A 12,882-nucleotide genomic window follows, 5' to 3' on the forward strand; every position below is an offset into this window, starting at 1 on the left:
GTTGGTTGGTTGGATTGTTACAAGATATGAAAAAGTAGAAGATCATGAAATTGGATGCTTAAAATAATATGCCTGTTTTTTTGCGAAAAAGAAAATTAGAGACTTGGTTTATATGAATTTAATAATTTGTTCTTAACCCATTTGCTTGAAGGTGATTAAAGGGTGTTCGTTTAGTTGTTGATATGTCTTATTTTACAAAAACATATTAAAAAGCAAGCTCTGTTTTTAGATTAGCAAAATTTTATTTAGTACAGATTTTTAATACAGTATCAATTTTGCATTTCATTATATATCAGTAATTTATTACTATTTTTAACAGATATTCTTGTTAAAACATAAAAATTGGGTCAATCTCATTCTAATATAATGCTTCAAGAAAAGCACCATCAAATATTTATAGAACAAACACCTACAGCTATAGCTATGTTAGATGTTAATATGGTGTACCTAGCAGCTTCTAAAAGGTGGATAAAAGATTTTAAATTAGAGGATGAGGGTATTGTAGGAAGATCTCATTATGATATTTTTCCTGAAATAGGAGATGATTGGAAAGAGAAACATAAAGAATGTCTTAACGGTGCCATTGATATTTGTGATGAGGCACCTTTTTACCGAAAAGATGGCTCTTTGCAATGGATATATTGGGATGTTCGTCCGTGGTATAAACAAAATGGTGAGGTAGGCGGTTTGTTAATGCATACAGGTGATATTACAGTCCGTAAAGAAAATGAATTAAAAGAAAAAAGGTTTAAGTCGATCTTGAGTGATACTAGTGAAATTGCACGTATTGGTACTTGGGAAATTGACCTTATTCTGGAAAAAGTGACCTGGAGTAGTATGGTGTATGAAATTCATGAGGTTCCACCAGAATATGAGCCAACAATAGCTTCGGGATTAACATTTTTTGAAGATGAAGCAAGTCGTAATAGCATTCTACAGTCTCTTGAACAAGCTAAAGAAAAAGGTAGTTCTGTTAATTTAAATTTAAAACTCAAGACAGCGAAGGGTAATAGTCGTTGGATAAAAATTATAGGAAAAGTAGAGCTTACCAACAATATTCCCACAAAAATTTTTGGAATAACTCAAGATGTTACTTCATCAAGGCTTTCAGAGCAAAAATTGAATATTGCACATGCAGAATTGGAAGCTATTTTTTACTCAGAATCTGCAGCAGTTATTTCTACTAATGAGATTGGTTTAGTTAATCGTTTTAACAAAGGGGCCGAAGAACTTTTAGGTTATAAAGCAGAGGAAGTTGTTGGTGTAAAAAAAACACAAGAATTTCTTTTTACACAAGAAGTTGAAGATTTTAGAAAGGATATCATAAAGAGATTTAGAGGAGATATATCCTCAGTTGGTCCCGATTATGATTATAGAAATGAGAATATTAACGACACTAGGGAGTGGACTTTTCGACGCAAAGATGGTTCTACTTTTCCAACGTTAACTACAATTACAGCGGTAAATAGTGTTGAAGGTATTAATGGTGGCTTTATTTCTGTTATTACAGATATTTCTAAAATAAAGAATGTAAAAAACGAACTGAAAAAGAAAAACGATCTTTTAAATTTAGCTGAGAAGCTTAGTTTAATTGGGCATTGGCAATGGAATACAGATAAAGATAAAGTAGAATGGTCACAAAATCTTTACACGATTTTTGAACTTGAAGAAAGTGTTACAGAACTAGAATTTGATACATATTACAATTTTGTGCATCCAGATGATAAAGATTTGGTTACTGAATATTTTAATAAATCAGCTAATGACAAAAAATTCTACAGTTTTACCCATAAAATTATAACCGGAAACGGAATAGTTAAAACCATTCATTTAACTGGAAAAGTAATTACGGACATAAATGGTAAAATGTTCGAAATGTTTGGTACTTGCCAAGATGTTACCGAAGCTAAAAAAGAAGAACGTAAGCTTATTGATGCTAAAGAAGAATTGGAAATTATTGCTCAAAAATTGTCATATCAAAATAAGCAATTAGCAGATTTCACACATATAACCTCCCATAACCTAAGGGCTCCTGTAGCTAACTTAAATTCATTGATGGAGATATATAAATTAACTGAAAACGAAACTGAACGTTTAGATATATTTTCAAAGTTTGATACCGTAATTGATCGCCTTACACTTACGTTGAATACATTAATAGAAGCTTTAAAAACAAAAATAAGCGATAAGGAAGAAGAACTAGAGCAAATTGATTTAAACGAAATTCTTGACAATACAATCCAAACTTTAAGCGGTGTAATTCTAAAATCAGGGGCGGTTATTAATGGGGACTTTAAAGAATTTTCATATATTATTTATAATAGAATTTATTTGGAAAGTATTTTTCTCAATTTAATAGGAAATTCAATAAAATATAAGGCTGAGGATAGAACTCCAGAGATAATGATAACTGCTAAAATAAAAGATGGTAGAAATATTATTATATTTAAGGATAATGGACTTGGAATTGATTTAAAAAAACATGGACATAAACTTTTTGGACTTAATAAAGTTTTTCACAGGCATCCGGATGCAAAGGGTGTAGGTTTATTTCTGACAAAAACACAAATTGAGTCAATGGGAGGTACTATTACAGCTACCAGTGAGGTTAATGTAGGTACTACCTTTATAATAAAATTTAATTAGGCTTGCTTATGAATGACGTTTTAAAAACTTGTATTGTCGATGACGATTCTATATATCGCTTTACAATGGTTAAAGCATTGGAATCGACAAAATTACCTATGGAAATCATGGCTTTTTCTGATGGGGAAGAGGCTATAGACTTTATGTTAGATAACCTAGATCAAAACTCTGTATTTCCAGATGTAATTTTCTTAGATATTGACATGCCAGTTATGGACGGATTTCAATTCATGGAAGAATACGTGAAAATTAAACCTAGGGTTGGTAAAAAAATTACCATTTATATGGTGTCATCTTCTCTTGATCCAGTAGATATTGAAAGAGCCAAAAAGATAAGTGCAATTTCAGATTACATAGTTAAACCAATAGGTCTAAGTAGGTTAAAATCGATTATTGAAGAATTGCTTGAAGACCGAAAGAATTAGGTTTTTAAAAGTAGGGTAATGCTATTTTTAAGGTTATCATTCAAATGATTTGAGTTAAGCGTAAGTGCATAATTCAAGTACTTTTGAATGAACCAAAAAAAATAAAATATGTCATTACTTACTATAATCTTAAATATATTATTACCACCATTAGCTGTTTTTATGAAACATGGCGTTGGTACTACCCTTTTAATAAGTATTGTTTTAACCTTATTAGCGTGGTTACCGGGTGTAATTCATGCCTTTATCGTAAATCAATAATGTAGTTATCTATACCTCAAGTAGAGGTATTACAAGAGAAGCCGAAAAGCCATCAAAGACTTGATAGCTATTCGGCTTCTTTTTTTTGATAAACATTTTATAATGGTTCGGCTATTCATGTTAACATTTATTGTGAATAGGTAATTGCCACCTCATTAATTTAAAATATAACTTTGAAGCGTTAGTAGTTACCAACTAATTCGACTATTTTCTTTTAATCGTTAATTTTGGTTGTAGTAACTTCTAATCATTCAACCCTTAATTTTTATTTCAAAGAAATGAGCAAATTTTTTAAGATAGTTTTCGGCATCGTTTTTATTACAATTGTTAGTTGTAAAGACCATAAGAAAAATGATAAGAATTCAATGGTTAATGAGAAATCTACAGAAGAGATTAATCAAAATAATACGGAGTCTATTGTAAAAAATGCTATTATAGCGCATGGTGGTTCCTCTTATGATACAGCTAATTATGAATTTGTTTTTAGAGATAAATTGTATAGGTTCAATAATACCAATGGTTATGCTTACCAAGTTAATTTCAAAGATAGTTTAGGGAATAAAATTGAAGATAATATTCTTAATGGGGAGTTCAATAGAACTGTTAATGAAGAGCAGGTAGAACTATCAGAGAAGGATATCGCAAAATATAGCAACGCTTTAAATTCGGTTATATATTTCGCAACTCTACCACATAAATTAAGTGATAAGGCGGTTCATAAAGAAGGAATTGGTGAAACCGTTATTAAAGGTGAGGATTATGATGTGGTTCGTGTAACCTTTGGTAAAGAAGGTGGCGGCACTGATCACGATGATATTTTTATGTACTGGATAAATAAAAAATCACATTACATTAATTACTTGGCCTATAGCTACAGTGTTAACGAGGGCGGTGTACGATTTAGAAGTGCTTATAACCCTAGAACTGTTGATGGTATCCGTTTTCAAGATTACATAAACTGGGAAGCTCCTGTTGGCACACCTTTAAATGAATTACCAGCTTTATTTGAAAAGGGTGAATTGAAAGAGTTATCTAGAATTGAAACACAGAACGTGCGGAACCTTAATGCCACTGAGCCTGTAGAATAATCTACTTTGTAGAACACAATTTACTTATCGTATCTTTGAAAGACTGTGTTTGATTTGCGTATAATACGATTATCAAACTAACTAGTTTTATAATTAAACTCCGTCTTATATGAAGGGTGAAACCTTGTTCGAAAATTTTAGGGCCATTTCTGCAAAAGAGTGGAAACAAAAAATTCAATATGATTTAAAGGGAAAGGATTATAATGAAGAGGTCGTATGGAATTCCCCAGAAGGTATAAAAGTAAAACCTTTTTACCATGCAGACGATTTAGAACATATAACTAGTGAGCCCACAACTGTTACTTCTTGGAAATTAGGCCAGATTATTTATGCAGGTAATGTGATAATGGCTCATGAAAAAGCGCTGAAATGTATTGGAAAAGGAGCAGAAGCGTTAAGGTTTTTAATTCCGTCAGAGAATATAGATATTTCTATTATTTTGAACAATATTGATTTAAATACTATAAAAGTGTATTTAGATATGCAATTTTTGTCTAATAGCTTTATTTCTAATGTGCTTAATACAATTCCCTTTTCTAATACTATTAAATTTCAAGTAGACCCAATAGGCCATTTGGCAAGAACAGGAAATTGGTATGAATCTTTGTCTTCAGATTTTAAGGTTTATAATGAATTATTAGCATTAAATGCGGATAATATTACAAGTATAGATGTTGGTCTTTATGAAAATGCCGGCGCAGATATGGTACAACAATTGGCATACGCAATATCTCATGCCAATGAATATTTAAATACATTAGAGGAAAAGGAGAACCTTAATAAACTTAAAAGTATAACGTTTAAAGTAGCAATTGGCGGTAATTATTTTTTTGAGATAGCAAAACTGAAAGCACTTAGAAATCTCTGGAAAATTCTTGTTGAAGCATACGGTATTTCAATTCCATGTCATATTACATCAGCACCATCTAAACGTAATAAAACGATATATGATTATAACGTAAATATGCTTAGAACTACTACAGAATGTATGTCTGCAGTATTAGGAGGGTCTGATTCCGTTTTTAATATGAACTATAATTCTGTTTATAAAAAAGACAATGATTTTGCAGAACGTGTTGCTTTAAATCAATTAATATTATTGAAAGAGGAAAGCTATTTCGATAAGGTTGAAAATCCTGCGGAAGGCAGTTACTACATTGAAACTTTAACGAATCAATTAGCGGAGAAAGCTTTGATTTTATTTAAAGCTATAGAAAAAGATGGAGGGTTTCTTAAACAATTAAAAAATCATACAATTCAAAATAGAATTGCTGATAGTGCTAGAAAACAGCAAGATAGATTCAACACTAAAAAATCAGTTTTAGTTGGTACCAATGCATACGTAAATGTTGATGATAAAATGTCTCAAGAATTAGAATTGTATCCATTTGTGAAAAAAAATCCACGAAAGACATTGATTACACCAATAATAGAAAAACGTTTGGCAGAAGAATTAGAGCAAAATCGATTGTCACATGAGTAGAAAAGACTTGCAACATATTTGTTTAGATACTACCGATTTAAATAGTTCAAAAACTAAGAGAAAAAACTCAGAAGCATCGACTTTTACAACTGCCGAAACAATAGCTCTTAAAAACAGATATTCGGCGGAAGATATTTCGGATGCCGAGCATTTGAATTTTGCAGCGGGAATGCCACCATTTCTACGTGGACCGTATGCAACAATGTATGTACAACGACCATGGACAATTAGGCAATATGCAGGTTTTTCCACAGCCACCGAAAGTAATGCCTTTTATAGAAAGAACTTAAAAGCTGGTCAAAAAGGATTATCGGTAGCATTTGATCTGCCTACACATAGAGGTTATGACAGTGATCATGAACGTGTAGTTGGTGATGTTGGTAAAGCTGGTGTTGCTATAGATACCGTGGAAGACATGAAAGTGCTTTTTGATGGTATCCCATTAAATGAAATGTCCGTTTCTATGACCATGAACGGTGCCGTGCTTCCTATTATGGCGTTTTATATTGTCGCGGCAGAAGAGCAAGGTGTGTCGCTAGATAAATTATCCGGAACCATACAGAATGATATTCTTAAGGAATTTATGGTGCGTAATACGTATATCTATCCGCCAAAACCTTCTATGCAACTAGTGGCTGATATATTTGAGTATACCAGTAAATACATGCCTAAATTTAATAGTATAAGTATTTCTGGCTATCATATGCATGAAGCTGGTGCTCCTGCTCATTTAGAACTGGCATATACCTTGTCTGACGGGCTCGAATATATTAGAACAGGAATTAAAGCAGGCTTACAAATTGATGATTTTGCACCTCGGCTTTCTTTTTTCTGGGGTATAGGAATGAATCACTTTATGGAAATTGCTAAAATGCGCGCTGCAAGAATGCTTTGGGCAAAAGTGGTAGCGAAATTTAATCCGAAGAACGAGAAATCATTAATGCTTAGAACGCATTGCCAAACCAGTGGTTGGAGCTTAACAGAGCAAGATCCATTCAACAATGTAGCAAGAACGACAATAGAGGCTGCAGCGGCTGTATTTGGTGGTACGCAAAGCTTACATACCAATGCGCTAGATGAAGCCATTGCGTTGCCAACAGACTTCTCTGCACGTATAGCAAGAGAGACGCAATTGTATTTGCAGCACGAAACCAATATCACTAAAACGGTTGACCCGTGGGCAGGCAGTTATTATGTTGAAAAGCTTACCCACGACCTGGTACATAAAGCTTGGGAGTTAATGGAAGAGGTTGAAAATCTTGGTGGTATGACCAAGGCTATAGAAACCGGAATACCAAAAACAAGGATAGAAGAAGCAGCGGCAAGAAAACAAGCAAGAATAGATAGCCAACAAGATGTGATTGTTGGGGTTAATAAATATCAATTGACCGAAGAGGATGAATTACAAATTTTAGAGGTCGACAATAAAGAAGTGCGTAGGCAGCAATTACAACGATTAGATGATGTAAAAGCTTTCAGAAATACAGAAGCGGTTAATGAAAAACTAAAAGCGCTTACCAATACAGCCAAGAATAAATTGGCAGGTAGAGATTCAGAAGAAAATTTGCTAGCTTTAGCAGTAGCTGCAGCTAGGGAAAGAGCAACGTTAGGCGAAATCAGTAGTGCTTTAGAAGAAGCCTATGGCAGACATAAAGCTATTATCAATTCATTTACAGGAGTGTATTCAAGAGAAATCAAAGAAGATGTGAGTTTTAAAAAAGCACAAGAACTAGCAGATCGTTTTGCAGAACAAGATGGTCGTAGGCCTCGTATTATGGTTGCTAAAATGGGGCAAGACGGTCATGATCGTGGTGCAAAAGTAGTTGCTACGGGTTATGCGGATCTTGGGTTCGATGTAGATATAGGACCACTTTTTCAAACACCAAAAGAAACTGCTAAACAAGCGGTAGAGAATGACGTGCATATATTAGGAATTTCTTCTCTTGCTGGCGGACATAAAACCCTAGTACCTGAAGTAGTTAAAGAGCTTAAAAGCTATGGTCGCGAAGATATAATGGTTATTGTTGGCGGGGTAGTGCCAAAACAAGATTATGAATTTCTAAAAGAAGCTGGTGCTACCGCTGTATTTGGTCCTGGTACTAAAATTAGTGATGCAGCGATACAATTATTAGAATTGCTTTTAGAATAATAAACAATACAATTTTAAATAAAAAAGCCCAAGCATATATTTGCTCGGGCTTTTTTATAAATGAAATACGTTACGCTGCGGCAACTTCATTATTACTCTCTTTATTCTTTAACCAGAAATATAGAATGGTAAAAAGAACTATTAATATGGCAGGAAAAAGAACCATGGTTCCTAACGTTTCTTGACCAGAAACTAGTTCTAATTCATCACCTGTAAAACCTTGTGCTTCTGCCGCTGCTCTATCAGCATCGATCCATCCACCAATAATCGGTTGAAAAATTGAAGTAGAGAACATACCAATTGCACCAATAATAGACATTCCTAGTGCACCTGTTTTAGGAGTTTTAGTTGCTGCAAGTCCAATCATATTTGGCCAGAAATACGCAACACCAAGTGCAAAAATAATAGCAGCAACGTAAGCCATTGCTCCCGTTTGTGTACTAAATAAATAGATACCTAAAGTGGCTAATACGGCAGAACCTAAAAGTACACCGGTTTGGTTAAATTGTGCTACCATACTACCACCAAAGAATCTTGCAACAGCCATTAAACCTGCGGTCAATGCTAGTATTAAAGTTGGTTCAGCACCACTTTTAGAAAGAATAAGTCCTACCCATTGGTTAGGTCCAAATTCAGATATCGCGGTAAGTGCCATACAAATAGCTATAAATAAGAATAATGGAGTAAGCATCCCTTTTAAGTTTCCACTAATTGTGGCAGCTTCTTCAATTTTTGCTTTAGGCCAAGTTTGACCATAGAATAAATAAGCATATATAACTGCTGGTATTAATAACAACCATACTTGACTCTGACCAATAATGCCAAAATCTGTCATAAAGCCAGATAACAAGCTACCTACCGCAATACCACCAGGAAACCACATGTGAAAACGGTTTAGCATAGTACTCATTCTATTGCCCTTGTAAGCATCTGCGATCATTGGGTTACAAGCAGCTTCAGTACACCCATTACCTAAACCTATAAGTAAGTTGGCTACCAAAAGACCTGTATAACTTCCAGAAAAGATTAGTAATAAAATACCTATAGCATGTGCGAAAAAAGCAAATTGCATAATTACTTTACCACCTACTTTGTGATATATTAAACCACCAATAACCATGGCTATTGGAAAACCTGCAAACCACATAGAGGTTATTAATCCGGCTTGACTTGCACTTAATTCTAGTTCTGTTTTAAGTTGATCTAGAATACCTGCTGCAATGGCAAATGAAAATGCCGTGGTAATTAAAGCGAAACAACTGGCGTAAAACAGCCTGTTCGCATTTACTTTAGAAGTTGAGTTAGAACTTTCCATATTTAAATTGATTTAGTTGTTGTTTTGGTTAATTTGCTAAACTAATGAAAATGAAATAATATCAATGCTTTTTTAGCAAAATGATACCTTAAGTGCGACAGAATGCACAAAAAATAGTATTTATATAATTTTTCATGTTTTTTATGCAATATGAATTTAATGGTTTTTGCCTTATTGTGTTGATACTGAAGTATTAGCTAACTTGTAAGTCTAAATTCCATCTTTAAATTTATAATTATGAAATACTTTATTCTAATGTTTTTGCCTTTTTTTATGTTTAGTTGTGGCGATGTAAATCAAAAAACCACCAAAGATTTAAAAAATCCTACAAGCGAAGTAGATACAAATTACAATCCTGAAGCTGTTTTAGATAGTTTAGGAATTATATTAAGAGATCAAGGTATTCCTGTAGCAAATTATGTACATGCGGTAAGAACAGGCAATCTTTTGTTTTTAGCTGGTAAGGGTCCAAAACAGGCTAATGGTGAAAATATTATAGGGAAGCTGGGCGATAGCTTAACTATTGATCAAGGTTATCAAGCTGCTCGAGAGGTTGGTATTAATCAGTTGTCAGTTTTGAAAGCAGAACTTGGCAATCTTAACAAAGTAAAAAGGATTGTAAGCGTACATGGCATGGTCAATGCCTCACCAGATTTTACGGATCATTCTAAAGTAGTTAATGGATATTCAGATTTAATGGTAGCGGTTTTTGGTGAAAGTGGAAAACACGCAAGAGCTGCAGTAGGTATGGGTTCATTGCCAGGAAATATGGCCGTTGAGGTTGAGATGATTGTAGAGGTCTATGAGTAAAGTAGTTAGCTTAGCTTGTTTTTATTATAATATAGTTTAATAGTAATGCTATAAAAGACTAAAATTTCATATTATAATATAAAAAACCGAGAGTTAACTCTCGGTTTTTACTGTTTAAATGAGAATGAATAGGGTTAGATTAAACGACCGTTATGTGATATTGCAATAGTATAAGGGGGCACATCTTTAGTTACTGTTGCATTGCTGGCAATTATGGTTCCATCACCAATGGTGACTCCTGGCATAATGGTGGCGTTGTAGCCGATCCACACATAATTGACAACTACGGTGTTTCCTTTGGTAGGGTACGTTTTTCCGTTCATGGCATGTTGCCAATCTTTACCAAAAATAGCAAAGGGATACGCCGAAATTGAATTACTCAAATGATTGGCTCCGTTCATAATAAAAGTAACACCTGAAGCAATCATACAGAACTTACCAATTATAAGTTGGTCACATATAAAATCAAAATGATATTTTACATTTTTCTCAAAGTTGGCTACATCTTCAAAATTATCATAATAAGTATAGTCACCAACATAAATATTTGGGTTTTTGATAATATTCTTTAAGAAACATAACCTATCATAATTTGCTAACGGAAATAAAGTGTTTTTGTCAGGTATGTTCATAATTGATTTTGAAAGTTGGTACAAATGTTTTTTATGGTTTTAAGACATCTATTTCATGCTGAAAAAATGTTGCTAACCGCTGACTGCCATATCTTGGGGCAACGGCATCTTCTGCCATTAAAGTTAAGAAAAACTCTATAGGTCCGTAGTTTTTTGATGAGGTGAATGTTCGTACTATTTTTAAAATAGATGTTCTTATCCAATGAGGTAAGTGAATAATATCAATTGGTTTTCCACACGCTAAGAGCGCTAATTCTGCTATTTCATTATGTGTTAGAATTTCAGGACCTCCAATATTAATTTCTTGGTTAGATATCTTTATGCTGTCTACACAAGCAATAGCTAAATCTTTTCCATGAATAGGATTTATTTTTTTCTTACCGCTACCAAAAAGATACACTTTTCCCTTCTTGGCCATATCTAAAAAGTCTTTCATATCTGAAAAGAATCCGTTTGGGCGTATGATGGTATAGTCCAAACCAGAAGCAATCAATTCATCTACAAATAACTCTTTAGCTTCAATAATTTTTAAATTTCTATGTTGTTTTCCGTTTAGGACAGAAACATATACGAACTTTTTAACGCCGGCTTTCTTAGCTTCTTGTAGCAGGTTTTTATTGGCTTGGTAATCAACATCCATATACGTTAAACCATCTTTTTGGCGTGTAATGCCAACAGTTGAGATTACTGTGGTTACTCCTTCAAAATACCCATGCAAAGTTTCGCTATCGGTTACTTCTGCTTTTATAATTTTAGTATGGCTATTGGCTAAATGTGCCGCTTTTTTGGTGTTTCTTGCAAGAATTATGGTCTTTATATCACGTTGGTTAAGTTCTTGGGCTATGTAATCGCCTAAATAACCAGTAGCTCCTGCAAGTATTACGGTCTCATCTTTTTCCATTTCTTTTGCTTTTTACTTTGGACAGATTTTTTAATTGTGATAAAACAGATACCATAAAATCAACATGTTTTTTTTGATAGGCTGTTTGGTTAAAAGTACCAGTTAAATACACGTCTAATTCTGGACAGTAGTACATAAATGAACCAGAAGTACCCGAATGACCTATGAGCGTTAAATTTGGTAGATATTGATATAATTTTCTCAATTGAAATTTTCTGAGTCCGTATCCATACTCCAACCCATAAGATTCATCGGTCCAACTTTGCATTGACTTAAAGCTTTTTTTAGAAATAATTTCAGCATTATGTAAAGCGCGATAAAACGTAAGTAATTCTTTTGAGGTCGTAGCCAATCCTCCGCCGGCCCAATCGGCACTTAAGCTTTTAAATAAACTTATATCAGTGTCATCAATATAAAATTCCGATAATTTTCCAGTAGTTGTATTTGCCGGTTTTGACCGTAACGGCATATAGGAATGTTCCATTTTTAACGGATTAAAAATTTTTTCCGAAATAACTTCATGATATTGTTTACCTGTTAGTTCTTCTATCAATATCCCTAATAACACATACTCGGTATCACAATAGTTGTAACCAGTGCCAGGTATAAAATGGGCTTGTAGCTGGGACTTTGAAAAATCTATTAGCTCTCTAGGTTGCCAAAACCTATCAGGATGTGTAAATAGTTGCTCCATAAAAGGCGAACCTGTTTCTGGGGTATCCATAAAATAATCTGGTAGTCCAGAAGTGTGTTGTAGCAGATCCTTTATCAGAATTTGCTTTGAATAATCTTTACCGTTATACACGTGCAGTGCTTTTATAATATCGCCCGCTAGATATTCGGCAATAGGGTCATCTAAATCTAACTTACCATCTTCCTGCAATTGCATTATTAAGACTGCAGTAAACGTTTTGGCAACGCTGGTGCTATGAAAAGGGTTGTTTTTAGTTACTTTTTCGCCGTATTTAAATGCTCCATTACTATAATTCCAATCTATTTCTAATTTATCTGAATAAACGGTAAGAAAGGCGTTGTGTACCAAATCTTGCTGCAATTGTGCATTAAAAATGGAGTCTACTTGCGTTTTAACCTGTGCCGCTTTTTGTCCATAGTTTAATCCATAAATGAATAACCCTACTATGAATAAAATTCTAATTTTCATAACTTTTCAT

Annotated in this window: 10 protein-coding genes and 1 pseudogene; 7 read left to right on the top strand and 4 right to left on the bottom strand. The window is 33.7% G+C overall.

Translation table 11 applies throughout. From position 1 onward, the window contains the following. The first annotated feature begins 342 nt into the window (after positions 1-342). The 6 genes from BM296_RS05020 to scpA all read left to right on the top strand — a co-directional run bounded on the left by BM296_RS05020 (position 343) and on the right by scpA (position 8,052). Positions 343-2,646, top strand: a complete 2,304-nt coding sequence (locus BM296_RS05020; protein ID WP_218157861.1) for a PAS domain-containing sensor histidine kinase — start codon at positions 343-345, stop codon at positions 2,644-2,646. Between the two features lie 8 nt (positions 2,647-2,654). After that, complete coding sequence (locus BM296_RS05025; protein WP_027065258.1) at positions 2,655-3,071, top strand: response regulator; 417 nt, start codon at positions 2,655-2,657, stop codon at positions 3,069-3,071. Positions 3,072-3,179: 108 nt separating this feature from the next. After that, the gene (locus BM296_RS05030) at positions 3,180-3,332 is read left to right on the top strand and encodes a YqaE/Pmp3 family membrane protein (protein ID WP_027065257.1); all 153 of its coding nucleotides are present in this window, start codon (positions 3,180-3,182) and stop codon (positions 3,330-3,332) included. A 278-nt stretch (positions 3,333-3,610) separates the two neighbouring features. Continuing rightward, positions 3,611-4,420, top strand: a complete 810-nt coding sequence (locus BM296_RS05035) for a DUF6503 family protein (RefSeq protein WP_091902949.1) — start codon at positions 3,611-3,613, stop codon at positions 4,418-4,420. Between the two features lie 109 nt (positions 4,421-4,529). Further along, positions 4,530-5,903 (top strand): methylmalonyl-CoA mutase subunit beta, encoded by a 1,374-nt coding sequence (locus BM296_RS05040; RefSeq protein WP_091901890.1) that lies wholly within the window; start codon positions 4,530-4,532, stop codon positions 5,901-5,903. After that, positions 5,896-8,052, top strand: coding sequence for a methylmalonyl-CoA mutase (gene scpA, locus BM296_RS05045; protein WP_091901892.1), 2,157 nt, complete (start codon positions 5,896-5,898; stop codon positions 8,050-8,052). The genes BM296_RS05040 and scpA overlap by 8 nt, the downstream gene beginning before the upstream one ends. Positions 8,053-8,122: 70 nt before the next feature. On the opposite strand, the gene BM296_RS05050 is transcribed toward scpA, so the two are convergent. Continuing rightward, complete coding sequence (locus BM296_RS05050) at positions 8,123-9,367, bottom strand: MFS transporter (protein WP_091901894.1); 1,245 nt, start codon at positions 9,365-9,367, stop codon at positions 8,123-8,125. A gap of 237 nt (positions 9,368-9,604) precedes the next feature. Here BM296_RS05050 and BM296_RS05055 point away from each other — a divergent pair, with 237 nt between their 5' ends. Next, complete coding sequence (locus BM296_RS05055; RefSeq protein ID WP_218157862.1) at positions 9,605-10,177, top strand: RidA family protein; 573 nt, start codon at positions 9,605-9,607, stop codon at positions 10,175-10,177. 164 nt (positions 10,178-10,341) lie between these two features. Here the strand turns inward: BM296_RS05055 and BM296_RS05060 are convergent. The 3 genes and pseudogenes from BM296_RS05060 to BM296_RS05070 all read right to left on the bottom strand — a co-directional run. Beyond that, positions 10,342-10,809, bottom strand: a pseudogene (locus tag BM296_RS05060) (CatB-related O-acetyltransferase); the annotation flags it as partial. A gap of 31 nt (positions 10,810-10,840) precedes the next feature. After that, positions 10,841-11,710, bottom strand: coding sequence for an SDR family oxidoreductase (locus tag BM296_RS05065; RefSeq protein WP_091901900.1), 870 nt, complete (start codon positions 11,708-11,710; stop codon positions 10,841-10,843). Next, the gene (locus tag BM296_RS05070; protein WP_091901901.1) at positions 11,697-12,872 is read right to left on the bottom strand and encodes a serine hydrolase domain-containing protein; all 1,176 of its coding nucleotides are present in this window, start codon (positions 12,870-12,872) and stop codon (positions 11,697-11,699) included. The genes BM296_RS05065 and BM296_RS05070 overlap by 14 nt, the downstream gene beginning before the upstream one ends. Positions 12,873-12,882: the final 10 nt, after the last annotated feature.

The organism is Maribacter stanieri (assembly GCF_900112245.1).
Lineage (GTDB): Bacteria > Bacteroidota > Bacteroidia > Flavobacteriales > Flavobacteriaceae > Maribacter > Maribacter stanieri.